Origin of the sequence: Aurantimonas sp. A2-1-M11 (assembly GCF_036549475.1) — a bacterium.
GTDB lineage: Bacteria > Pseudomonadota > Alphaproteobacteria > Rhizobiales > Rhizobiaceae > Aurantimonas.
This window is the reverse complement of the sequence record NZ_JAZHLI010000063.1, coordinates 1-22,799: the sequence shown is the minus strand read 5'-3', so window position 1 is coordinate 22,799 and position 22,799 is coordinate 1. Positions and strand designations below refer to the sequence as shown.

Sequence of the window (22,799 nt, the reverse complement as noted above, 5' to 3'; positions counted from 1 at the left end):
TACGATCTACCATTCGAAAATTGCTCATCGCAGAACCGGTCATATGGCTGGAGAATCAATCTCTCGATTCTAATCGATATCCCTCGCGTGCGCTAAGTCCGACAGGCTGCTAGCGGCTCGTCGTCGATCACGAGCACCGTCTCGCCCGCCTGTGTGCGCTCGATGGCCGTGGCCGCTGTCGGCACGTCCGCCTGCGCTTCCCCGACGTGGTGGCGCGGCAGATAGATGCAGACCATCGTGCCCTGGCCGACCTCGGAGTAGATCCGCACCTGCCCGCCGGACTGGCGGGCATAGCCGTAGATCATCGACAGGCCGAGCCCGGTGCCGACGCCGATCGGCTTGGTGGTGAAGAAGGGATCGAAGGCGCGTTCGATCACGTCGCGCGGCATGCCGGTGCCGTTGTCGCTGACGCAGAGCGAGATGTACTGTCCAGGCGGCAGGTCGCGCTCGCGGGCGGCGCGGTCGTCGAGCCAGCGATTGCCAGTCTCGATCGTGATCCTGCCGCCGTCGGGCATCGCGTCCCGGGCGTTGATGCAAAGGTTCAAGAGGGCGTTCTCGAGCTGGTTCGGGTCGGCCAGCACCGACCATAGCCCTGCCTTGGCGACGGCTTCGATCTCGATTTGCGGACCGACCGTTCTTCGGATCAGCTCCTCCATGCCCGCGACGAGCCGGTTCACGTCGGTGGGTTTGGATCCAGCGTTTGGCGTCGGGAGAAGGCAAGCAGCCGATGGGTCAGCGCCGCTGCCCTCTTAGCGGCCCCCTGTGCCGCTAAGAGATAGCGGTCGACATCGGCCATTCGCCCCTGCGCGATCCGCGTTTCCATCAACTCCAGGCTTCCGGAAATGCCGGCCAGGAGATTGTTGAAGTCGTGTGCGAGCCCGCCGGTAAGCTGGCCGACCGCTTCCATCTTCTGCGACTGACGCAACGCCTCATGTGCGGTCTCCAGCTCAGCGGAGCGCTCGGCAACGCGCTGCTCCAGCAACTCGTTGGCTTGCTGTACCGCCTGGAAGAGTCGCGCGTTGTCGATCGCGATTGAGGCTTGGGAGGCGATATTGACCATCAGCCGCTCGTGACGATCGGTGAAGCGGCCAGTTTCCGGGTGCCCGAAAATCAGGCCGCCGAGCACCTCGCCTGACCGCGACACAACCGGAATGGCTAGGTAGCTGCGGACCGGGAGGTGTCCCTCCGGCATGCCTTTGTGCGGCGCATTGCGCCCATAACGAGGATCGGCAAGGATGTCGCCGGACCGGATAATCGTCTCGTTGCGGAAAGTCGGCCCGAAAATCGCCGTCGCTCGCGGCCGCCCCATGCTTTCAAAGTCCGCACGGTCTGCCCCAGAGAGCGTGTATAGGTGCAGCCGCTCCCCTGTTTCGTCCATCACGTTGTGGAAGTAGGCCCCAAACTTCGCTCCTGTGAGCTCGACCGCGGCATCCGTGACGGTCTGAAGGAGCTGCTCAAGGTCAAGTTCTCCGGCAAGCCTCGCACCCGTCCGGTTCAACGTCTCAAGCGTGCGCGTCTCCTCACGCAGCGCCGCTTCCTGGAGTTGGCGGTCGGTAAGATCGACCGTCACGGCGAGAACACCGCGAGGCTGGCCCTCCTCGTCGTTCAATCGCGTTAAGTTGGTGTTGGCCCACACGACCGTGCCGTCGGCACGGACATAGCGCTTGTCGAACGAGACTGGGTCGCCTGTCTCGACCGTATAGCAAAGGTTCTCCCGACTCTGAGAAACGTCGTCCGAGTGGGTGACGTCCGTGATGCTGCCGGACAGGATGTCTCCGCGCAACCGGCCGAGCATGGCGCAAAGCTTGCTGTTCACGGTCTGGAAGCGGCCGTCGAGGCCGATCTCTGAGAGTCCGACCGGCGCCTCGGCGAAGATTGCTGCAAGGCGCGCTTCGCTCGCCCCAAGTGCTGCCTTAGATCGTACGCGTTCGACGTGCGCCCAGGATCGGGCCGTCACCTCATGGAGCAAGCTCAGATCCGCCTCTGTCCAGACCCGAGGGACCCGATCGTGGATCGCCATCAGGGCGGTGAGGCGACCCTCCTTGACCAGCGGCATGCAGATAGTCGCGGCGATGCCGATGTTCTGGAACGTGGCCGCCTCCTCGGGTGCCAGCTCGCGTAGGTTGTCATTGACGACGAGCGGTAAGCCAGCGCCCAAGTTCCTCACCGCGAGCCTGCCGAAGTCGGCCAAGCTATAGTGCCCGACGATGCTCGACGACCCCGGCGCGGCCCAGTCGCCCCGGATGGTGAAGCCGTCCTGGTCCTCGTCCATATCGGCATAGGCGCAGACCGATAGATTCAGGTGTTCGCCCAGAAGACGCGTTGTCGCCGCCAGAACCGCGCCGGCGTTAGCGAGGGGCGCTGTCTCAGCGCCGAGTTGATCCAGGAAACTTAAACGCGCCTCGCTTTTGCGTAAAGCCGCCTCTGCAAGCACCTGGCCGGTCGTTTCAGTGCAGGGGCAAAACATGCCGGCGACTTGGCCTGTCTCGTCCCGGACCGGCGTGTAGGAAAAGGCGAAGTGCGTCTCCTCGACGTAGCCGCGGCGCTCCATCATGAGCGTGATGTCGTCCATCTGCACGGACCGCCCGGCGTACGCCTCCTCGACGATCGGCGCGAGGTCCGCACGGACCTCCGACCAGACTTCGAGGAAATCCATGCCGAGCGCCTCTGGATGCTTCTTCGCAAGGATCGCGGCATAAGTGCCATTGTAGAGCAGGGTGCGCTCAAGTCCCCATGCGACGAACATGGGTTGGTTCGAGCCGAGCATCACGCTGACGAGGGTCTTCAGTGGATGCGGCCACGTCTCAGGGTCACCGAGCGGCGAGGTGGACCAGTCGTGGGCGCGCATGAGCGCACCCATCTCCCCACCGCCAGCCAGGAACGGTGGGAAGGCTACCCGTGTTTCAACCTCTGCCGTTCCGCAGCTTACGTTCCGGTCTCTCATCGTGCGCCTTGCCGCTGAGACGAGGGCACCTTGCGAATAGGTGCATCCTCTGTCTTCATCTCACGTTCCACGAGAAGCCTCAGCGCCGCTTGAATAACGGCGCTTACGGATTGGTACTGGCCTTCAGCGACACGCTGGTCGACAAAGTTAGCAAGCAGTGCGGTCAGGGCGACGTGACGGGTGTGGTTTGCTGCCATACCGACGTGGTAGCAGGGGGCCCTGAGGGTGTCACCCTGGAACGGGTCTTCAGATCAAACAGCGGTTGGCCACGGTCCGAACGATCTGGTCTTCGCCGAGAATGGCGATCTCTACTTCACCGACCAAGGTTACAGCGGCCTTCACGACCCCTTTGGACGCGTGTTCCGCCTGCGCGAAAACGGCGCTCTCGATCTTGTCCTGTCAGGAATTCCGAGCCCGAACGGCCTGGTAATCGGCTTGGACGAGAAGTCACTCTTCTTGAACGTCACCCGAGACAACGCCGTTTGGCGCGTACCGATGCAGCCTGACGGCAGTGTCAGCAAGGTCGGCGCGTTCTGAGGCTGTCCGGCGGCGTGGGACCCGATGGATTGGCTATGGATGTGGAGGGCAACCTGGCCGTGGCGCATCTCGGTCTGGGCGCTGTATGGCTGTTCAGCGCCACGGGAGAGCCGCTGCTGCGGATCGATTCTCCCAACGGCAAACTGATCACCAATGTCGCCTACGGCGGGGAGGGCAACAGGACGATCTTCATGACCGAATCGGAGACCGGATCCATACTTGCGTGTCGCATGCCGTTTCCGGGTAGGCGGATGTACTCGCATCTTCCGTAAAAGACTGAGAAATGGGGTTCACGGTATCTGCCGAAACTGACAAAATCGCTCGCAGTGGTTTGCGTCAGTCCAACAGCGAATTTCGCTGCGCAGTCAATCCGTCTCTGGGCGCAAGGGCCCGGTCGGCAAGAATGTCTGGTGTGATCGCATTGAGCGACGGCGCCCCGATCATCGCCATGTCGCGGTCGATCTCGGCGGCAAGCAGCGAAATGGCGTGCTTGACGCCCGCGTCACCCGCAACGGCCGCCGCGAACAGGAACGGCCGCCCGACGAAGACAAAATCCGCGCCCAGCGCGATCGCTTTCAAAACGTCGGAGCCGCGCCGCACGCCGCCGTCGAGCATGACGGCCATGTTGCCAGCCTCCGCCTTTACCGCAGGCAGCGCCGCGATTGCCGACACCGCATAATCAAGCTGCCGGCCGCCGTGGTTGGAGACGATGATGCCGTCGGCGCCCAGTTCGCGGGCGCGTTGGGCATCCTGCGGCGACAACACTCCCTTGATCACCAGTCGGCCCTTCCAGCGGTCGCGAGCTATTGCCGCGTGCTGCCAAGAGAACGTGCCACGGCCGCCGAAGGAGCGCACGACGTTCCGGGAAACGATGGCCGGGCCGCGCTCGACGTCGGCATTCTCGAAATGCGGCATGCCGTGGTTGATCAGGGTACGCGCCATGGTCCCCATCACCCAGCCTGGCCGCGCCACGCCCTGCAGGGCGAGATTGAGACTGGGTTTCATCGGGGCGCCGAAGCGGTCGCGCTTGGAATCCTCGCGGTTGCCCGCCACAGGAACGTCGGCCGTGATGACCAGCGTGTCGTATTCTGCGGCGGCGAGGCGGTCGACCATGCCGGTGACGCGTGCGTCGTCGCCCGGTAGATAGGCCTGGAACCAGCGGGCATGGCCTTCCCGTGCGACCCGCTCGAGACTGATCAACGAGGTGGCGCTGAGAACCGCCGGAATGCCGCATTTATGGGCGCTGCGGGTGAGAACTATGTCGCCGTCATACGTGGTGAGGGCGCTCAGCCCCATGGGCGAGATGCCGAAGGGATGCTGCCAGGTCTGGCCGAACAGGGTGCGGCTCTGGTCGCGTTCCGCGAGGCCGGCGAGGATGCGTGGGACGAGACGGATGTCCTCGAAGTCGCTGCGGTTCGCTTGGAAGGCCGCGCCGGTCTCCACCGATCCCGAGATGTAGGAGAACACACCACGGGGCAGACGCTTGCGGGCCGCCGGCTCGAACTCCCCAATATTGAAGATGTTGCGAAGACTGCGCGGAAGCCGCTCCTCGCGCCGCGCTTCGGTGACGCCACTCGGGCCCCCCGCTGCCACCCGGCTGCCGGTCTGATCCGTCATTCCATTCTCCCCAAGGGTCCGATGTGCCGGATTATTCCATCCTACAAGCTGGCGTTCAGTGGACGGTCCGGCAGCGCCTTCCGCAAGCGGGCGAGAAGCGCGTCCGACAGGACGACACCGTCCGTTATCTGCTGGCGGCGAAGGCGCAGCGCCCGTTCGCCCGGCAGGCGCACCGCGCTCGCGCCGTCGGGCACGGCCGCGCCCCGTGCGGCCGTGGCCATGAAGCCGGTCTGCCGCTCGAAGGCGGCACGGCCGCCATGGTGCGCGGGATCGACGACCATCACGAAGACCGAGGCGCCCCATTGGTCCGGCGCATCAGCCCGGCCATGGCCGGACAGCCCCGCCGTCAGCATCTCGACGATCAATCCGAGGGCAAAGCCCTTGTGGCCGTATTCGGTGCCACCAAGCGGCAGCAGCGCGCCGGCAGGCTTGGCTGTCAGGAGAGCCGGATCGTCGCTGGCCGTGCCGTCGGGACTGATCATCCACGGACCGGGGAGCCGCCGGCCTTCTTCAACGCGTTCGCTGACGAGACTGTTCGTGGTGATCGACGCGGAGATGTCGACCAGCACAGGATCACCGCCGGTCGGCCAGCCCGCCGCGATGGGATTGGGCGAATAGATGCCCTCGACGGCGCCGAAGGGCGCGACCGAGGCGGTGGCCGGCGAGGACGACGCGATGATCGCCGCCATTCCCTTGTCGGTCACGGCCTTCAGATAGGCCGCAAGGCAGGCGACGTGGTGGCTTTTGCCGATCGCCACGGTGGCGACGCCGGCGTCGCGGGCCCGTTGCGCGCACAGAGCGAGGGCTCGGCGCACCAGCACCGGGCCCGGCAAATAATTGCCGTCCCAGGCCGCGGAGGCACCCTGGTCGCGGACGATCGTCGGTTCGCCCGCCTTGGTCATTTGTCCGGCCGCAAGCTCCTGGAGGTAGCGGGGCAGGAGCGCGAGGCCGTGGGTGGAATGGCCGAGGAGATCGCCTTCGACGAGCGTCTCCGCGACGATCTGCGCGTAGCCGGTCTCCAGGCCGTTGGCAGCGAGGGCGTCGTGGGCGTAGCCGATCAGCGCCCGATGGTCGTAGCGCTCGCTCATCCCTTGGCTTCCGGCACGCGGCCGGTCGCGGAGGGAACGAGGAAGTCGAAGTCGCAGCCCGTGTCGGCCTGGGTGACGGTTTCCAGGAACAGGCGCTTGTAGCCGCGATCGGAATCGGCATGGACCGGGGGCATGAAGCCCTTGCGGCGCTCGGCCAGTTCGGCCTCGCTTACGTCCAGCGAGATGCTGCGGTTCGGCACGTCCAGCGTGATCGTGTCGCCGGTCCGCACCAGCCCCAGCGGGCCACCCTCGGCGCTTTCCGGCGTCACGTGCAGGACGATGGTGCCTGATGCGGTGCCGCTCATGCGCGCATCCGAGATGCGCACCATGTCCTTGACGCCCATGGCCGCGAGCTTGCGGGGGATCGGCATGTAGCCCGCTTCGGGCATGCCCGGGGCGCCCTTCGGCCCGGCATTCTGGAGGACCAGGATGTCTTCGGCGGTCACGTCGAGATCGGGGTCGTCCACACGCTCGGCCATGTCGGCGATCGACGAGAACACCACCGCGCGGCCTGTATGGCTCATCAGGTCCGGCGAGGCGGCAGACTGCTTCACGATGGCGCCGCCGGGCGCGAGATTGCCGCGCAGCACGGCCATGCCGCCTTCGGGATAGAGCGGCGCAGAGACCGGCGCGACGATCGACTGCGACCACCCGGCGGGTGCCGCGACGATCTCCTCGCCGAGGGTGCGCCCGGTCACAGTCAGGCAGTCGAGATGCAGCAGGCCCTTCAACTCGCGCAGGATGGTGGTCAGGCCGCCGGCGGCATGGAGATCCTGCATGTAGTGCTGGCCGGACGGCTTCAGGTCGACCAGCACCGGGACCTTGCGGCCGATCCGGTCGAAGGCGTCGAGGTCGAGCGTCAGTCCCATGCGGCCCGCCATGGCGGCCAGATGCACGATGCCGTTGGTCGAACCGCCGGTGGCGAGCAGCACGGTCAGCGCGTTCTCGAAGGCTTTGGCGGTCATGATCCTGTCCGGCGTCAGCCTGGCGGCTGCGAGCTGCACGGCCAGCGCGCCGGTGGTTTCGGCGATGCGCCGGCGGTCGGCGGAGACTGCCGGCGGTGTGGCACCGCCCGGCGCCATCATGCCGAGCGCCTCGACGACCAGCGCCATGGTCGAGGCTGTGCCCATCACGCCGCAGGTGCCGGCGCCGGGCACGAGCTGCGAATTGACGTCGGAGATCTCGTCGGCATCGACCTCGCCGGCGCGGTGGCGCGCCCAGAATCTGCGACAATCGGTGCAGGCGCCGACCTTCTCGCCGCGATGGCTGCCGGTGAGCATCGGCCCGGTGACGAGCTGGATCGCCGGAACCCTGGCGCTGGCCGCGCCCATCAGCTGGGCTGGGACGGTCTTGTCGCAGCCGCCGATCAGGACGACGGCGTCCATCGGCTGGGCGCGGATCATCTCCTCGGTATCCATCGCCATCAGGTTGCGCAGATACATCGAGGTGGGATGGGAGAAGGATTCGTGGATCGAGATGGTGGGGAAGGGGACCGGCAGGGCGCCGGCCAGCATGACGCCGCGCTTCACTGCCTCGATCAGGTCCGGCACGTTCGCATGGCAGGCATTGTAGCCGCTCGCCGTGTCGACGATGCCCACGATCGGCCGGTCCAGCGCATCGTCGGAATAGCCCATGCCCTTGATGAAGGCCTTGCGCAGGAACAACGAGAAGCCGGCGTCGCCGTAGCTCGTCAGTCCCTTCCTGAGACCCCGTCCGTTTTCCTCGGCCATGCGACGCGCTCCTTGCCTCATCCGCTTGCTTGTTGGTTGAACTGACAGACGAGCACCTAAACTGTCAACAATATGTTTGACACCTTCGAGCAGGTCGATAAGGTCCCCTCACGCGCTTGGAGGAGTGCGTCAATCTAACAGGGAGGTTTACACCCCATGAGAATGACCATTTTGACGGCGCTTGCCGTCACAACCGCCATCGTCGCGCCCGCCTTTGCTCAGGACGCTGCCTATTCGGCTGCCGACGAGATCAATGTCATGCAAGGCTTCAAGGCCGGCGGCGGCTCGGACGCGCTAGCACAGCTTGTCCAGCCCTATCTCGCCGAAGAGCTCGGCGTGAATTTCGTCAACCAGTACATTCCCGGCGCGACCGGCGCGATTGCCTGGACGCAGCTTGCCAAACAGACTGAGCCGGACGGCGCCACGGTCAGCATCACGAACACGCCGATGTTGACGACCAACTACATCATGAATCCGTCGATCACCTATACGGTCGACGAGATTACGCCGCTCGCCAATGTCGTAACCGACCCAGGCATCGCGGTCGTGGCCAAGGACAGCCCGTTCCAGACATTCGAGGATTTCGTTAAGGCCGCGAAGGACAATCCGAGCACCGTGACCGTCGGTAATTCCGGGGTCGGCGGCGACGATTTCTTCACCTCGTTGATGTTCGAGAAGGAAGCGGGCGTCGAATTGCAGAAGGTGCCATTTCAGGGTGACGGTCCTTCCTGGACCGCGGCTATGGGTGGTAAGATCGATGCTAGCTTCACCAATGTCGGCGTCGCCTATCCGCAAGTGAAGGAGGGCAATCTGCGTGCCCTCGCAGTGTTCACCGAGGAACGTCTGCCTGAGCTGCCGGATGTGCCGACTGCCACGGAACTCGGCTACAACCTCGTCGCCGGTTCGTCGCGTGGCTACAGTGGCCCGGCCGATTTCCCGGAGGAAGCGCGCAATCAGTTCATCGAGGGCCTGCGCCGGGTGACCGAGAATCCCGAATTCCTCGAGAAAGCCAAGGCGTCGGCAATGAACATCGACTTCATCGCCGGTGACGAATACCGGGACTTCCTGAAAAAGCAGGAAGCCGAGTACACGAAGATCTGGGCCGACATCAAGGACGAAGTTCAGGCGAAATAAAGCCTTCGGGGGCGGTGTTCCGCCGCCCCCGCTCAGATATCGTCCGGAGTTCGTTTTATGGGTCGAATCTTCGTTGCCCTGATAGCGATTGCGCTCGTCTTCTTCTTCTGGAGCGAGGCCGCCGCTTATCCCAGAACAGCTGCCCGCCTGCCGAACCTTCTCGGCTGGATTGTCCTGCTGCTGGCGCTCGCGGCGATCGCACAGACGCTTCTCGCATGGCGCCGGGAAAAGGCGGCAGGCACGCTGGTGCTGATCCCGCCGTTCGCGTGGCGCGACATTGCGGTCGGGACCGGCTTCGCCGGACTGATCGTGCTCTATGCGTGGAGCATCAATTATGTCGGCTACCTCGTCGCGACGCCGCTGTTTCTCCTGATCCCGCTGGCGGTGCTGCGGCCGATCGGATGGACCGCGACCCTGCTGACCACGCTCGTGGTGACCGGGTTCATCTGGGGCGTCTTCGTCTACTTCCTGAACCTGTCGATCCCCCTCTACCCGGCCGTCTGAGGAGACCCCGTCATGCCCGAATCCTTCCTATGGATCGGCCTTGCCAACGTGGTCGAGCCGGTCAATCTTCTGGCGATCTTCGCCGGCGCTCTAATCGGTATGTTCGTCGGCGCTATGCCAGGCCTCTCGGCGACGATGGCGATAGCGTTGCTACTGCCGCTGACTTATTCCATGCGTCCGGAAACCGGCCTCGCCATGCTGGCCTCGCTCTATCTGGCAGCGATGTATGGCGGCTCCGTTGCGGCCATCCTCCTGCGCACGCCTGGTACGCCAGCAGCCGCGGCGACTGTGATTGACGGCTATCCAATGGCGCAGAAGGGGCTGGCCGGCAAGGCTCTCGGCCTGTCGCTCACCGCATCATTGATCGGCGGCGTCATTTCCTCGATCGTGCTTCTGACCGTCGCGCCGCTGCTCGGACGGGTGGTGCTGAATTTCGGGCCGGTTGAGATATTCGCCGTCGCCGTGCTCGGTATCACCATCATTGGCTCCTTGTCGCAGGGTTCGGCGATCCTTGGCCTGATGTCGGGGGCGATCGGGCTCCTGATCGCCACCATTGGCATGGATCCCACGACCGGAACGCCGCGCTTCACCTTCGGGGTGCTCGACCTTTTCGGCGGCGTCAATTTCACCGTCGCGCTGATTGGACTGTTCTCAATTCCGCAGGCGATCCGATTGATTGTCCAGGGCAATTCAAATCAGAACGAACGGGTATCCAGTGTCCGCGACCGAATGCTGCCGACCGCGGCGGAGTTTCTGAACATGCTGCCCAACAGCATTCGTTCAGGCTTCATCGGTGTCTTTGTCGGTCTAATTCCAGGCACCGGCGGCGACACAGCCTCCTGGTTCGCCTATAATGAGGCCAAGCGCTTTTCGCGGCACAAGGCGGAGTTCGGCACCGGCTATCCCGCCGGCATCGTGGCACCGGAAGCGGCCAATAACGCGGTAGTTGGCGGCGCGCTGATCCCGACCATCTCACTCGGCATTCCCGGCTCGTCCTCCACGGCGGTGCTTCTGGGTGGGCTGATGGTGCACGGCATCCTGCCCGGACCATCGCTGATGACCGAACATGGCGACGTTACCTACACGCTGCTCTGGGCGGTGATGTTCGCGAATATCGCGCTATTCGTCGTCGGCCTCCTGTTCACCCGCGCCTGCATCACCGTCACCAAGATCCCCAACCGTGTCGTCGGCCCGATTATCGTGGTCCTGTCGGTGATCGGCTCCTTCGCCATCAACAATTCGGTGTTCGACGTTGGGCTGATGATCGCCTTCGGCATGGTCGGCTTTGTCTTCGACCAGTTCCGCATCCCGACGCCGCCGCTGGTGATCGGGCTGATCCTCGGACCGATCCTCGACACGACGCTGCAGCAATCGATGCTGATTGGGCGAAACGACTGGATGATTTTCCTGCAGAACCCGATCTCGGCGACATTGCTCGCCGTGGCCTTCCTGTCGATCCTGCAGGCGACACCCTTCTTCGGATCGCTGGCCTGGCTGTTCCGCAAGCCGGAGGCGGCGAAAAAAAATGTATCCTCGGTGGAAAGCGACATTGCGGGTAGCCGCGACTGAGCTCCATGGTTAGTTGAGGATAATCGTTGGCGTCGCTATGCGAGGGCGATCAAGCGCAGGAGTAGCGAACACATGTCCATAACGGCGAGATCGGACGACGATGGTGACATCGCGGCGGCCTCGGGCCGCCAGAGCGGGGAAGAAGTCTCGCTGGAGATAGCGGCGCAGCTTGAGGAAGACATCGTCTTTGGCCGTCTCCATCCCCGCGAACGCCTGATCGAGGAAGAGATTGCAAGCCGGTTCACCGCGAAGCGCCATGTGGTGCGTCAAGCACTTATCGAGCTGGAAAGGCTGGGGTTGGTGAACCGGGTCCGCAACCGGGGTGCCGTCGTGCGTCTCTATAGCGAGGCTGAAGTCGAGGACATCAATGCTGTCCGAGAGCTACTGGAATCTCACGCAGCTTCGTTGATCAAGTTGCCCATGCCGGAGGCGGCCATCGCTGAGCTGGAGGCGATACAAGGCAGACACGGGCAGGCAATCGAGGCGGAAGACCGGCGCGGGGTGTTTCGCTCCAACATAGCGTTTCATCAGGCTCTGTTCGCCCATTGCGGCAATGCCGCACTGATCGAGGCAATCAACAGCTTCGCGCAGAAATCCCACGCCTATCGCTCGATTTTTGTCAACGACAAGGACTATCTGCAATGGGCTGCAAGTGCGCATCGCGAGATGATCGCGGCGATCCGCACGCAGAATCGTGACGAACTGATCGCGCTCTGCCGCGGTCATCTGGCACCGGCCAAGAACCATTACATCGAGATGTACCGGACCCGCTTCACCTGAAAACGGTGCCTCGGGCGTGATCGTCCAGATACGCGATTAGCTGACGCAGAAGCGTAGCGGCCGTTGCGATCGCCTCATTGGCGTCGCGCCTGTTCCAGTCGTAGAAGCCGCGTCCAGCCAGCGCTCCGGTCTCGCCCCGCTCCAGCATTGCCTGCACTGCGGCATTGGGCTCTACGTTATGGCACAAATCCGGGACGATGCTGCGCTGCGCGAGAATGTGGCCGGTAAGCCCGGCAAGGTCCTTCTGTTCCAGTAGGCCAGCGATGCACATCCGCGGACCGAGCAGCCAGCGGGCCGCCCGGTCGATATCCTCGACGGTCGCCAGTCCCTCCGCCATGAGGTGATAGGCCTCGTGCAGGATCGCATGCTGCAGCCGGTTCACGACTGCGCCGGGAATTGGACGCGGAACGACGATGCTGTCCCAGCCACTGTCGTGCAGGAGGCCGATTGCGGTGTCGAGGGTGTCTGGTGTGGTCTCTGCGACCCGCACGGCCTCGACCATCGGCAGGTCGGCAGCGGGGTGGAACCAGTGGATGCCGAGAAACCGGTCCGGGCGCGCCAGACGGTCGGCGATGTCTTGGAGTGGCAGCCCTGAGGTGTTTGAGGCCATCAGCGGGGCGGATGCGGGATCGTAGCGCGTTTCGACAGACCGGAAGAGCGCGATCTTCATCGCCAGATCTTCAGGTATAGCCTCGACAACCATGTTCGGCGCCTCGTCCGGCAGGGCGCCGACGAGATCCACGCCCGCTGGCGCCGGCCCAGCGTTGGCTGGGTCGCGGGAGACGAGCATGGTCCGCATGCCCGAGCGGACGAAGCCGGCGGCGATCGCCCGACCCATGGTGCCGGACCCGACCACCGCGACGCCGGACATCAGGCGGCGACCCTGCTGCGGCCCGGCATGCCAAAGCTGCGGCTCTCCAGCATCCGCGACAACGACGCCACGGTGTCGTCGTCGAGCGAGATCAGGGGAGGGCGCACGCGCTCCCACCCGCGGTCGCCGGTGGCGATGCCGACGGTGGCCTTCAGTGCCGGGATCATCGGATACGCGGCGACGGCCTTGCGGAACGCGGTGATGGCTTCTTGCCGCTGGTCGGCGTCGTCCGCCTGCCAGTTGGCGTAGACATCTTGGATTGCGGCAGGGTTGATGTTGGCCGTGGCACTGATGCAGCCGGCACCACCGGCGCGAAGCGTGTCGAGGAGGAAGGCCTCCGAACCTGCGAAGACGGCGAAGTTATCGAACGTCTCGATCATCGCCTTGGTGTTATCCCAGTCGCCAGAGGAATCTTTGATGCCGGCGATCGTGCCCGGATAAGCTTTCAGCAACCGTTCGATCAGCGCCAGGGAGATCGGAACCTGGGCTACTGGCGGGATGTGGTAGAGATAGACTCGAAGGCGCGCGTCCGATACGCGCTGGATCACTTCGCTGTAATAGGCAAAGAGCCCGTCGTCAGACACGCCCTTGTAGTAGAAGGGCGGCAGCATGAGGACACCAGCCGCCCCGCCTTCCACAGCCGCCCTGGTCAGTTCCACCGTTTCGGGGAACGCGGACGAAGCGGTGCCGGGCATCATGCGCGCCGGGTCAAGACCCGCCTCGAAGGCGGCGTCCAGCAACGACCGGCGTTCGGCGACCGCTAGCGAGTTCGCCTCGCTGTTAGTGCCGAAGATCGCGAGCCCGCAATCCTGAGACAGTAACCAGCGGCAATGGGCGATCCACGCGGCAGTGTCCGGGTTCAGCGTCGCATCGAACGGGGTCACCACCGGCGACAGTACGCCCTTCATTAAATCGCCTGGCATTGCCGTCTCCCCTCGATTGCGGCCCATGCCGCGGTCATTTGTGTCATTGGATTTTCCGATTTTCTGCAACGAACGTTACGCCCAGTCGTCGAGTGCGAAGGCATCGAGCGCCTTCTCGTCGAAGTCGAAGCCGAGTCCGGGTTCCGTCGGCAGGATCAGCCTGCCCCCCTTGGTCTCGAGCTGCCTGTCGATCAGCCGGCGGAAATTCAGTACCTGATCGTCGGCGAAATATTCCACGAACTGGCCGTTTGGCGCCGAGCCGACGAGATGGACGTGCAGATCGTGGAACCAGTGCGGGCACAGCTTGACGCCGTAGCTTGCGGCGGTCGCGCCGATACGGCGATATTCGCTGATGCCGCCGCAGACGGCCGCGTCGGTCTGCAGGATCGCGGCGGCGTCCTGATCGAGCAGTTCCTTGAACCGCCATCGGCCCGCCTCGATCTCGCCGGTGGCCACCGGGACCCGGGTATTCTGAGCGAGGCGGGCATGGTTGGCGATGTCGTCCGGCGAGAAGGGCTCCTCGATCCAGTAGGGATCATAGGGCTCGTAGCGATCCATGAAACGCAGGCATGTAGGCAGGTCGCTCCAGGCATTGTTGGCGTCAAGCATCAGAAGGACGTCGGGACCGATCGCCTCCCGGGCGGCCTTGATGCGAGCCTCTTCGCCGGCGGGATCGAGCCGGCCGACCTTCATCTTCACCGCCTCAAAGCCCAGCGCGACATAACCGGCGAGTTCCTCGCCTAGTGCTTCGGGCGATTTGCCGTCGAGATAATAGCCACCGGACGCATAGGCCGGCACGCTCTCGTCGTGATAGCCGCCGAGATAGCGGTGCAGCGGCATGGCGACGGCGCGGGCGTTGCGATCCCAGAGGGCGATGTCGAGGATCGAGAGTGAGCGCATCAGCGACCCAGCGCGACCCTGCAGCAGGCCCGACGCATACATTTTGTCCCACAAGCCTTCGACGCGGGTCGCGTCCTCACCGATAAGGAGCGGCGCGAAGAGGTCGCGCACGCCTTGAGTGACGAGGCTGCCGGCATCGCTGCCGCCATAGCAGAATCCGATGCCGCGGACGCCGTCGTCGGTGGTCACGCGGGTCACGGCATAGTCGCGATGATGAACCTGCCGGGTCGAGAAGGAGGTCGGAGAGTCCAGCGGAACACGTATTGTCCGAGCCTCTACCGTTCGGATAGCTGATGATCTCGCCATTCTTACCCTCTCACTAAATCCAAATTCGTGCTTTCGGCAACGTGGATCGTGTTGACACGATTGTCAACAAATCGACCGCCGAGGATGTGATTTGGTTAGCCGGACTATTCCCTTCCATCTCGCACAGAGAATCGCACGAGTTCGTGGTGAGTCCCCTGTGCGGCAGAAGTCGGCCCGGCCCCATCGATGCGGTCAGGATAAGCACAACCCGGCCGCGCAGAAATTGTTAACGTACTTGTTGACAATGATGCTAAAGAGGCCGTTGAGTGCGGCTCTCTGATCTGTGGGGGCTGCGGATGAGTCAGGGAGGGTCATTGAGAATGCGAACGCCTGGAGGCCCAGTCGAGACATTGGTCCCTTACGCCCCCGCTCTCCGTACAGGCCAAGCCGTACGCTTGCTGGTCCCCATTTTTGGGAACCCCGTCACCGCATGCTGGTGCGGCGGTGCGGTTAGCTTTCCTGCACGGTCCCTTTGATAGTTGCGGTAAGCAGGCGATATGAAGCCACCGCTTAGGAAAATTGTGCCCGGAATTCACAGCTGATGGCGCTTCTCATGGAGGTGTTCCGCAAGACGCGGGCGACGCTCGCCACCTACTGGGTGCTCGCCCGGATCGTGGTGCCGATCACGATCCTCACAGAGATACTGTCGCGGATGGGGGCGATCGAGGCTATCGCTCCCGCATTCGGTCCGGTGATGCACCTGTTCGGGCTGCCCCCAGAGCTCGGCCTCGCATGGCTGAGCGGGCTCCTGATCGGTATCTGGGGGGCTATCCCCTTGATCTACGTGCTCGTACCGGTCGCCGAACTGAGCGTCGGTAACATCACCGTCTTCTCGGCCCTCCTGCTTTTCGCGCACGGCCTGCCCATCGAACAAAAGATCATCCAGAAGGCCGGACCGGCGCTGATCGTCACGACGGTCCTCCGCCTCCTTGGTGGCGTCCTCTACGCCTTCCTGCTGCACCGCTTGCTCGTGGCGACCGGCTGGTTAGCGCCGCCGGTAAATCCTGCCTGGATACCGATGAACGTCGAGCCGGGCTGGGGGGACTTCCTTCTCGGCCTGCTGGAGACGATGGCCACGATGCTTGTCATCTTCCTGGCTCTGTCCTGGATGCTGGACATCCTGAAGGCCACCGGGCTGCTGGACCTGATGATGCGGGGACTGGCGCCCATCCTGCGGCTCGCCGGTATACGGGGGGAGGCGGGAGAGTTCACGGCGGTCGGCCTGCTCGTGGGGATCTCCTATGGCGGCGGCCTGCTGATCCGCGAGGCGCGATCGGGCACGATTTCGCCGCGTCAGATATTTCTCGCCAGCGTCTTTATGGGCTTCGCTCATGGCGTCATCGAAGACACGCTGATCGTCGTCGCGCTCGGCGCCGATCCCTTGGGCGTATTGGCCGGTCGGCTCGTCTTTGCCATCGCGGCGACGGCTGCGATCTCCATTTTGGTTGGAATGATATCAGAGCGCAGTTTCGCCAAATGGGCCTTCCGTCAGGTTCCCGGTAGTAGCCGTGGGTGAAGAGGTGGAAAATGATGGTTTTCAGTAGTTTGCGGGAGCGAAATCCGGAGACTTGCTGGGGCATGTCCTCGGTGTAAACGAGGCGCTCTACCAACTGAGCTAATCGCCCGCGCCTGTCCTGTAGGGGTTTCGGGCCTTTGCCGTCAAGGCGGCTTTCCCGCATGTTCCCGGTAATTTCGGGCGGCGCGGTTTCCGGCCGTCAAAAGCTTCGACACCTCCGACTTCACCGCCATTCTGACACTCAACAAGATCAAGAGGGGCCTCTTGGACAATCCCGGCAGGCCCATGGCCCGGACGAGTCGAGAACGCCAAATTCGCCGGCACCGACGTGCCCGAAATTTAACGAGGATATGCCTCTCTCAGATCAGCGTTGTTAGGAGGTGGTGGTCCTGCCGATTCAGCTCATCCAGATATAGATTTGTCCGTTTGCTGATCTTGCGCTCACAATTGTTTCGGTGCGCCATGAGATCTTGGAACTGGTCGATCAGGCGGCCGACTTCGAAGCGCTCGACATGCTGACAGTAGGCGCCGAGCCCCATGTCCGCCATCAGCACGTCGTTTTTCCTGGAGTATCCGAGCGACAGCGTCGGCTTCCCAAGCTTCAGCGCGCAGACGATGTTATGAAAGCGGGTCGCGACGACCGCATCGGTCTGATCGATTTGAGACATCAGCTCACGCAGCGAATGCGAGGGCTCGGCGACGATCCTAGCGCCTGCAAGCGCCGGTCGCGCATTGCTCGCTTCCCTGATGATGTCATCGATTGCTGTTTGGTCTGTCATCTCGCCGATGAGCAGGCGGACGTCGTGGTCCTGGTCGAGAAGATAGGTCACGAACTGCGTCAGCTTGGCTATGTAGCAAGCATATATAGCCTCGCCGCCACGGTCGAAGCCATACCATCCGTAGTAGCTCATCGCCCCGACCCCGATGGTCAGGCGCCCGGATCTGTTGGCCTCCCTCTCCCGTGTCGGCGGGGCGGGCAAGTTGAATGCAAGGTCTGGATAAATCAAATCGCGGCTCGTATCGAAACCGGCTCGCTCCATGAAGATCTTGGAAAGTTCATCGCGATAGGAGCGATAGTGCGCGAGACGTGCGGCGCTCGTCATCAGCCACCGGCTGGCACGGTTCCGGATGGGGCCCGCGCCGATGCTGACGAACGCGATCCGGGCGCCGAACAGTCGAGCGAAAAGGCACCAACGGAGGATGTCGAAGGGCATGCCGTAAGGGCGCTCGCCGAAATCGTCGAGAATGCCCGTCCCAGGCACGATCACCAGCTCGACGTCGTGCAGGAACCAGAACGTTTGGGCGAGGTCTATCAACTTTCCCGGGATCTTCAGGAAGGCACGGTCGAACCGACGGGCGCGGCCCTGGAGGTGACGCGACCAACTGATCGGCAATGTCGCGATTTGGAACCTGTAGGCGACGAGGTCGGGGTTCGCGCAGATGCAGACAAGGTCCGCGTCCGGCCGCGCCTCACGCAGGAACCCAAGCATTGCCTCGAGCGAACCGTCGTTGCCGAGATTGCCGCATCCGAAAAGACCGAAGAGGGCGATCCTCGCGGGCCTCTTTCGGGTCTGCGCGGGTCGCCTCATAAAATGGCGAGCAAGCCGGGCGAATCCGAACAGCCGGGGTTGGCGTACAGGACGGCGCAGTTCATCGTATTCGACGCTCATTGGCTGGGCTCCACCTCCGCCTCGGAGACCAGCTCGAGCATCCAGTCCTTCCGATCCGCCCCGGAGTTTGCATTGGGGCTCAGCATCACGATACCGGCTTGGAAGGGTGATCCATTCACCGGGGTCGACGCACCGCTCGCCGGATCGAGCCAGCGCGCCGCGACGAGAGGTCCGGAAAGTCGCCTGAGATCCAGAATGATCTCGCGTCCGATCGGCAGGTAGACCAGGGCGAAGGACCCGTCCGTCGCACTTGCCGCCACGGTCCGCGCCCCGGCGATTGTCCATCCGTCGAGGAGAAGCCGGCCTTGGTCGGGTTCGAGCAACCACCATTTCACCGAGGCGATCAGATCATGGAGGACGGTCATGCTCCGCGCGCCGGGGCTGTCCAGCCCCTGCTGCCAGCTTACCGGAGCCGGATAGATGCCGGGGCCGTCGAAATGCCAGATCGGATTGTTGCCAAAGAGGTGACCCGATGCTCCCGAAAGGATCGCCTGGTACGACTGAACGCGAACGCGGTGCGCGTCGGTGCCATGCTCATTCTCGTAACCGCTTTCCATCAGGATGAAGGGCATCGCCTCGCGGCGGCGGTATTGTGCGAGAGCGTCGGGAAATACCTCGTCGTAAGTGTAAACGTTGTTGAGCTTGATCCACGGCTCGCCCGCCCAAAAGTCCAGCGCGGCGGAGCCGGGCGAGCCATGCGCCGTGTGGAGCGCTTCGGGATTTACGTCGCGGATCCCCTCGACGAGGGCCCGAACGAGGTCCTTGTCCGGCGGATCGTAGTCGCCGCCGTGCACCCAGAGGATGTTGTCGAGATCGCGGTAGCGCGTTGCGAGAAAGCGCCCATAGGCGCGAAGGCTCGCCGGCCCGCTTTCCTTCATTTCTTGATACCAGCCTTCGGGTCCGCCGTCGTTTCCAGCATAGGACGGCGTCATCAGCACCAGAAATCCGAGCTCACAGGCGCGCGCCAGGATCCAGTCGGCGTGCTTGAAATATCGCTCGTTGGGCGAACCATAGTCGCCATCCTTGGCGAAGGGCAGATCCCCGAATATGTTCGCCGGCGCGTTGTCGGCGAAGCGGTGCTCGAGGAGGTTCACCAGAATGGTGTTGAAGCCTCGTGCGTTGCGGTCGCGCAGGTAGAGATCGGCCTCCTCGCGCGTCAGTTGAGCGATCAGCGACCAGGCTGTGTCGCCGTGCATGAAGAAGGGCCGGCCGTCGGCGTCCTCCAGGTAGCGCTTGCCGCTGGTAACGCTCAGCGGGAATTTCGGACTTTCGACGGACGAGGTGCACCCGCCGGCAGCGACGGCTCCGACCGTTAGGGCCGCGAGGCTCAAGGCAAAGACGCGCGCTGAATGCGATAGGCGAGCGAGACCGGCGGGGCGCCGGGCAATCATCGGATGTTTCTTCATCTGCTCACCGGCGCCGGCGAGGCGATGGCGTCATCCCCGAACAAGGTCGGATGCCTGTCCATGAACTCGCTCGACGCGATGATACCCGCCGCGATGCTCGGGCGCGTCATCGATCCCGATTCGAGTTCCCCAACATAGGCGTCAAGGCCGCCCGGATCCGCCTTGCGGCCAAGCAGCAGCCGATAGAGGAAGCCGACATAGGTCTCGTTGGTGAGGCCGAATGTTGCGTGTCTGTCGCCGAACTCGTCCGAGCGCAGCATTTTCAGGAGCATCTCCGATACCGGCAAGCCGTCGTCCTCGATCGCCGCGCCCCAACTCCCGATGTCCTCGCGATCGCCGCTACGACCAATCATCAGGCAATGGGCGTAGATCGCCTTGCGAATGGGCGAAGAAGGCGGGGCAGCGGTTTGCGAGAGGTCGCAGTCGCGTTTCGGGGAAGCGGAGGGGTTAGGCCTTCGGATGATCTTCCGAACGGCGAAGTAGGCGGGCTTCGGTTCACCGGCGATCCAGCCGCCATCATCATCCGCGACAACCCTCACTAATCCCATAAAGGCTTCTGAATCGGGTGCCCAATAGGGCTCATCCATCAACTCGTAGATATGAGCCGCCTCCACCCCGTAGGTGTCCTGCAGCTCACGCATCCGGGCCATCGCATGCGTCAGGCCATCAGCCTGCTGCTGATCGCCGCGCTGGCTGCCGAGCGGGTTGTTAAACTCGGTGACCCAGATGGGCTTACCGTACTCCACGATCGTTCTGAGGGCCCATTCGAGATCCTGGCCATATGTGTGCCAGACCGATATGTCCCAATCGACCCCGTCTTGCTTCAACCTATCGAAGGCGCCGATATGGCCCCAGCCAGCGGTGCCGATTGCCCTGCGGATCTTGGGATCGACATATGCCATGCCGTCTGAAAGGCCCTTCAGGACGGCGCTGACTTTGGCCCAGCGCGGGCCGAAATATTCCAGCGCGTCGACGCCACCGGCCGGTCCCCATTCACAAGGATATTGCGTACCGTCGTCCCGCATCTCGCATGGCTGGATAATGGCGTAATTCTCCATCTCGTTGCCGAGTTCCCAGACGCGGATGTCGTCCTTGAAACGCGATCCGAGCGCCACGGCGAGTTCGCGCGCCTTGCGGTAAAGGACGTCGGAAGTATCCGTGTCGAGGTCGAGGTCGCCAGGCGTGATGACGGGAAGGATGTCGATGCCGCGAGTCTTTCCTTCCTCGACTAGAACGGCGAGTTCGTCGGCCCGGCTCTCGTCAGGAATATTCACGCGATAGGACTTGATGCCGAGATCGCTCATATAGTCGAACTGCTGTGCGACGGTGATTCCGGGATAAGCGGTGAGAGGGTGTCCGTTCACGCCCCAGAGCAACTCGCCTGAGGCCGAAGTGACCGAAGCCAGCAGACAGGCCGTTCCGATGAACGTGTACAAAGTCATCTGATTGTCCGCTTTGCGGTCGTCAATGTTCGGATGCTAGTCGCGCGGCGGCATGCGGGGGAATCCCGCAATATTGTGGAAGGTTGGACCCGGGCTACGCCTTTCGATGCGGTGGGTTCGCCCGTTTGTTCGTCGTGACGGTTACAGGCTTTTCTAGAACAACTCGGGCGAGTGAGACGCGTGAATGGGCGAGCGTCATGCCGAGCCAATGAACACTTGAATGGGAGCCAGTCCAGATGTTCGCCGTCAGGCGCGCGCTCCTCCTCAGCACCGGCGAGCGCTATTTCGCCCTCGTAAGCAACTTTCTGACTGTTGCGATCGTCTCTCGCATCCTGACTCCGGAAGAGATCGGCGTGTCCGTCATCGGCATGGCGGTGATCGGCATGACGATGGCCTTGCGCGAGTTCGCGAGCGCCAGCTTCCTCTTTCAGCAGCAAAGCCTGACCGAGGAGGCTGTGCGCGGCGCCTTCACCATCATGCTTTGCCTGACGGCGGTGATCTCTGGCGCGCTGGCCGCGTCGGCGCCCTGGATCGCCGCCGCCTACGGAGAGGACCGATTAGTCCCTTATCTCGAGGTGATCTCGGTGAGCCTCCTGGTCGAGGTCGTCGCCATTCCGATTCTCACGCTCTGGCTGCGCGACATGGCCTTCGGGAAGCTCGCCGTCGTCAGATTATCCGGGGCCGCAACGGCCTCGCTGGTGACAGTTATCTTGGCCTTGGCCGGGTTCAGCTATATGAGCTTTGCGTGGGCGTGGCTGTGCAGTGCTCTGGTGACGGGGGGCATGGCCATCGCCCTGCGTGGGGATCTGCGGCTCTACCGACCGTCGCTGACGCACTGGCGGGCGATGCTGACTTTCGGCGGATACAACGGCGGGACGGCATTCCTTTACAAGATCTACGAGGCGCTTCCCTATCTGCTCCTCGGCCGCATCCTGTCGCTGGATGCGGCCGCCATCTACAGCCGCAGCCTGATGATCTGCCAGCTTCCCGACAAGATCCTGCTCGGTGGGATCACCGCCGTGGTGTTGCCCGCCTTTTCCTCCGAAGCTCGGCAGGGCCGAAACCTTCGAGATCCCTACCTGAACGCGCTTTCGTTCATCACCGCCCTGCAATGGCCTGCGCTCGTCATGCTCGCCATCCTCGCCTACCCGGTCGTCGACATCCTCCTCGGCAATCAGTGGACAGCCGTCGCGCCGCTCGTGCAGATCATCGCGCTCGCGTCGCTGTTCTCCTTCAGCTTCGAACTGAACTATCCGGTGCTCGTGTCGCTGGGCGCAGTGCGCGACGTGTTTCTGCGCGCCCTTATCGTCTTCCCCATCGCCGCAGCCATCATCGCGGTGGCGACCTTCTTCGGGCTCGACGCCGTTGCCTGGAGCCTGATGCTGGTTATACCGCTCCAGGCCCTCGTAGCGTTGCATTTCGTGCGCCGTCATCTGCCGATCGGCTGGGGTGACATTGTCGGTGCGATCTGGCGCAGCGCGGCGGTCGTCGGGTTCACCGCAGCGGGGCCACTGGTCCTGGTGGCGGCGTCGGAAGGCGGCTTCGACCTGTCGATCGACAGGGCGCTGGCAACGGTTCCTCTCGCAGCGCTCGGGTGGCTCTGCGGCCTGCGCATCACAGGTCATCCATTCCTGGCGGAGATGATCCGCACACTATCGGATATTCGGAGCGGAACCCTTGGCGGGGGAACGGTCGACACCAACGTGGCCCTCTGATGGCCGCGGTGGATCGCCGCCGTCGCGTCACGACCCTAGCAGCCTGTCGGACTGATGTTTTTGTCAAAGGCAGAAGACGCTGGCTGGCTGGCCGGTTGCGCGTCCGGTCAAAGGCTGGGAGCCGGTCTGGGAAACGCTCCTGGTTGC

18 protein-coding genes and 1 pseudogene are annotated in these 22,799 nt (G+C 63.5%); 7 read left to right on the top strand and 12 right to left on the bottom strand.

Annotated elements, in window-relative coordinates:
* Nucleotides 1-92: 92 nt before the first annotated feature.
* From VQ042_RS26050 to VQ042_RS20550, 3 genes are all read right to left on the bottom strand, one after another.
* The gene (locus VQ042_RS26050; RefSeq protein ID WP_442880150.1) at nucleotides 93-677 is read right to left on the bottom strand and encodes an ATP-binding protein; all 585 of its coding nucleotides are present in this window, start codon (nucleotides 675-677) and stop codon (nucleotides 93-95) included.
* Nucleotides 674-2,848 carry a GAF domain-containing protein gene (locus VQ042_RS26045; RefSeq protein WP_442880149.1) on the bottom strand — a complete coding sequence of 725 codons (2,175 nt, stop codon included), beginning with the start codon at nucleotides 2,846-2,848 and terminating at the stop codon, nucleotides 674-676. The genes VQ042_RS26050 and VQ042_RS26045 overlap by 4 nt, the downstream gene beginning before the upstream one ends.
* Nucleotides 2,849-2,940: 92 nt before the next feature.
* Nucleotides 2,941-3,141, bottom strand: a complete 201-nt coding sequence (locus tag VQ042_RS20550) for a type II toxin-antitoxin system ParD family antitoxin (protein WP_331822175.1) — start codon at nucleotides 3,139-3,141, stop codon at nucleotides 2,941-2,943.
* A gap of 28 nt (nucleotides 3,142-3,169) precedes the next feature.
* Between VQ042_RS20550 and VQ042_RS20545 the strand changes: the two are divergent.
* A pseudogene (locus VQ042_RS20545) lies at nucleotides 3,170-3,753 on the top strand (SMP-30/gluconolactonase/LRE family protein).
* A 64-nt stretch (nucleotides 3,754-3,817) separates the two neighbouring features.
* On the opposite strand, the gene VQ042_RS20540 reads toward VQ042_RS20545, so the two are convergent.
* From VQ042_RS20540 to VQ042_RS20530, 3 genes are read right to left on the bottom strand one after another with little or no spacing between them, the layout of a single operon-like run.
* On the bottom strand, nucleotides 3,818-5,098 hold the full coding sequence (locus VQ042_RS20540; protein ID WP_331822174.1) for an alpha-hydroxy acid oxidase: 1,281 nt from the start codon (nucleotides 5,096-5,098) through the stop codon (nucleotides 3,818-3,820).
* Between the two features lie 41 nt (nucleotides 5,099-5,139).
* A complete protein-coding gene (locus VQ042_RS20535; protein ID WP_331822173.1) occupies nucleotides 5,140-6,186 on the bottom strand; it encodes an Ldh family oxidoreductase in 1,047 nt (348 codons plus the stop codon).
* The gene (locus VQ042_RS20530) at nucleotides 6,183-7,916 is read right to left on the bottom strand and encodes an IlvD/Edd family dehydratase (protein ID WP_331822172.1); all 1,734 of its coding nucleotides are present in this window, start codon (nucleotides 7,914-7,916) and stop codon (nucleotides 6,183-6,185) included. The genes VQ042_RS20535 and VQ042_RS20530 overlap by 4 nt, the downstream gene beginning before the upstream one ends.
* 171 nt (nucleotides 7,917-8,087) lie before the next feature.
* Between VQ042_RS20530 and VQ042_RS20525 the strand changes: the two genes are divergently transcribed.
* The 4 genes from VQ042_RS20525 to VQ042_RS20510 all read left to right on the top strand — a co-directional run bounded on the left by VQ042_RS20525 (nucleotide 8,088) and on the right by VQ042_RS20510 (nucleotide 11,903).
* The gene (locus VQ042_RS20525; protein ID WP_331822171.1) at nucleotides 8,088-9,050 is read left to right on the top strand and encodes a tripartite tricarboxylate transporter substrate binding protein; all 963 of its coding nucleotides are present in this window, start codon (nucleotides 8,088-8,090) and stop codon (nucleotides 9,048-9,050) included.
* A gap of 57 nt (nucleotides 9,051-9,107) precedes the next feature.
* Nucleotides 9,108-9,554, top strand: coding sequence for a tripartite tricarboxylate transporter TctB family protein (locus VQ042_RS20520; protein ID WP_331822170.1), 447 nt, complete (start codon nucleotides 9,108-9,110; stop codon nucleotides 9,552-9,554).
* Nucleotides 9,555-9,566: 12 nt separating this feature from the next.
* Nucleotides 9,567-11,123: a tripartite tricarboxylate transporter permease gene (locus VQ042_RS20515; protein WP_331822169.1), complete on the top strand. Its 1,557-nt coding sequence runs from the start codon at nucleotides 9,567-9,569 to the stop codon at nucleotides 11,121-11,123.
* A gap of 72 nt (nucleotides 11,124-11,195) precedes the next feature.
* Nucleotides 11,196-11,903 (top strand): GntR family transcriptional regulator, encoded by a 708-nt coding sequence (locus tag VQ042_RS20510; RefSeq protein WP_331822168.1) that lies wholly within the window; start codon nucleotides 11,196-11,198, stop codon nucleotides 11,901-11,903.
* On the opposite strand, the gene VQ042_RS20505 is transcribed toward VQ042_RS20510, so the two are convergent.
* The 3 genes from VQ042_RS20505 to VQ042_RS20495 all read right to left on the bottom strand — a co-directional run bounded on the left by VQ042_RS20505 (nucleotide 11,896) and on the right by VQ042_RS20495 (nucleotide 14,903).
* Complete coding sequence (locus tag VQ042_RS20505; protein ID WP_331822167.1) at nucleotides 11,896-12,774, bottom strand: 3-hydroxyacyl-CoA dehydrogenase family protein; 879 nt, start codon at nucleotides 12,772-12,774, stop codon at nucleotides 11,896-11,898. The two genes, VQ042_RS20510 and VQ042_RS20505, sit on opposite strands and share 8 nt — an antisense overlap.
* Nucleotides 12,774-13,682 (bottom strand): dihydrodipicolinate synthase family protein, encoded by a 909-nt coding sequence (locus VQ042_RS20500; protein ID WP_331822166.1) that lies wholly within the window; start codon nucleotides 13,680-13,682, stop codon nucleotides 12,774-12,776. The genes VQ042_RS20505 and VQ042_RS20500 overlap by 1 nt, the downstream gene beginning before the upstream one ends.
* Nucleotides 13,683-13,772: 90 nt before the next feature.
* Complete coding sequence (locus VQ042_RS20495; RefSeq protein WP_331822165.1) at nucleotides 13,773-14,903, bottom strand: mandelate racemase/muconate lactonizing enzyme family protein; 1,131 nt, start codon at nucleotides 14,901-14,903, stop codon at nucleotides 13,773-13,775.
* Nucleotides 14,904-15,444: 541 nt separating this feature from the next.
* Between VQ042_RS20495 and VQ042_RS20490 the strand changes: the two genes are divergently transcribed.
* On the top strand, nucleotides 15,445-16,419 hold the full coding sequence (locus VQ042_RS20490; protein WP_331822164.1) for a nucleoside recognition domain-containing protein: 975 nt from the start codon (nucleotides 15,445-15,447) through the stop codon (nucleotides 16,417-16,419).
* A 359-nt stretch (nucleotides 16,420-16,778) separates the two neighbouring features.
* On the opposite strand, the gene VQ042_RS20485 is transcribed toward VQ042_RS20490, so the two are convergent.
* From VQ042_RS20485 to VQ042_RS20475, 3 genes are all read right to left on the bottom strand, one after another.
* The gene (locus VQ042_RS20485; RefSeq protein ID WP_331822163.1) at nucleotides 16,779-18,089 is read right to left on the bottom strand and encodes a polysaccharide pyruvyl transferase family protein; all 1,311 of its coding nucleotides are present in this window, start codon (nucleotides 18,087-18,089) and stop codon (nucleotides 16,779-16,781) included.
* Nucleotides 18,086-19,420: an apiosidase-like domain-containing protein gene (locus VQ042_RS20480; RefSeq protein ID WP_331822162.1), complete on the bottom strand. Its 1,335-nt coding sequence runs from the start codon at nucleotides 19,418-19,420 to the stop codon at nucleotides 18,086-18,088. Before VQ042_RS20480 ends, VQ042_RS20485 begins: the two co-directional genes overlap by 4 nt.
* A 71-nt stretch (nucleotides 19,421-19,491) precedes the next feature.
* A complete protein-coding gene (locus VQ042_RS20475; RefSeq protein ID WP_331822161.1) occupies nucleotides 19,492-20,937 on the bottom strand; it encodes a DUF4214 domain-containing protein in 1,446 nt (481 codons plus the stop codon).
* Between the two features lie 236 nt (nucleotides 20,938-21,173).
* Between VQ042_RS20475 and VQ042_RS20470 the strand changes: the two genes are divergently transcribed.
* Nucleotides 21,174-22,652, top strand: a complete 1,479-nt coding sequence (locus VQ042_RS20470) for an oligosaccharide flippase family protein (RefSeq protein ID WP_331822160.1) — start codon at nucleotides 21,174-21,176, stop codon at nucleotides 22,650-22,652.
* Nucleotides 22,653-22,799 lie beyond the last annotated feature (147 nt).

Coding starts and splice junctions, on each gene's coding strand:
- VQ042_RS26045 (WP_442880149.1), bottom strand. CDS start 2,848: ATGCGCGCCCACGACTGGTCCACCTCGCCGCTCGGTGACCCTGAGACG.
- VQ042_RS20510 (WP_331822168.1), top strand. CDS start 11,196: ATGTCCATAACGGCGAGATCGGACGACGATGGTGACATCGCGGCGGCC.
- VQ042_RS20490 (WP_331822164.1), top strand. CDS start 15,445: ATGGCGCTTCTCATGGAGGTGTTCCGCAAGACGCGGGCGACGCTCGCC.
- VQ042_RS20500 (WP_331822166.1), bottom strand. CDS start 13,682: ATGAAGGGCGTACTGTCGCCGGTGGTGACCCCGTTCGATGCGACGCTG.
- VQ042_RS20550 (WP_331822175.1), bottom strand. CDS start 3,141: ATGGCAGCAAACCACACCCGTCACGTCGCCCTGACCGCACTGCTTGCT.
- VQ042_RS20495 (WP_331822165.1), bottom strand. CDS start 14,903: ATGGCGAGATCATCAGCTATCCGAACGGTAGAGGCTCGGACAATACGT.
- VQ042_RS20505 (WP_331822167.1), bottom strand. CDS start 12,774: ATGTCCGGCGTCGCGGTGGTCGGGTCCGGCACCATGGGTCGGGCGATC.
- VQ042_RS20485 (WP_331822163.1), bottom strand. CDS start 18,089: ATGAGCGTCGAATACGATGAACTGCGCCGTCCTGTACGCCAACCCCGG.
- VQ042_RS20520 (WP_331822170.1), top strand. CDS start 9,108: ATGGGTCGAATCTTCGTTGCCCTGATAGCGATTGCGCTCGTCTTCTTC.
- VQ042_RS20475 (WP_331822161.1), bottom strand. CDS start 20,937: ATGACTTTGTACACGTTCATCGGAACGGCCTGTCTGCTGGCTTCGGTC.
- VQ042_RS20535 (WP_331822173.1), bottom strand. CDS start 6,186: ATGAGCGAGCGCTACGACCATCGGGCGCTGATCGGCTACGCCCACGAC.
- VQ042_RS20515 (WP_331822169.1), top strand. CDS start 9,567: ATGCCCGAATCCTTCCTATGGATCGGCCTTGCCAACGTGGTCGAGCCG.
- VQ042_RS20530 (WP_331822172.1), bottom strand. CDS start 7,916: ATGGCCGAGGAAAACGGACGGGGTCTCAGGAAGGGACTGACGAGCTAC.
- VQ042_RS20470 (WP_331822160.1), top strand. CDS start 21,174: ATGTTCGCCGTCAGGCGCGCGCTCCTCCTCAGCACCGGCGAGCGCTAT.
- VQ042_RS20540 (WP_331822174.1), bottom strand. CDS start 5,098: ATGACGGATCAGACCGGCAGCCGGGTGGCAGCGGGGGGCCCGAGTGGC.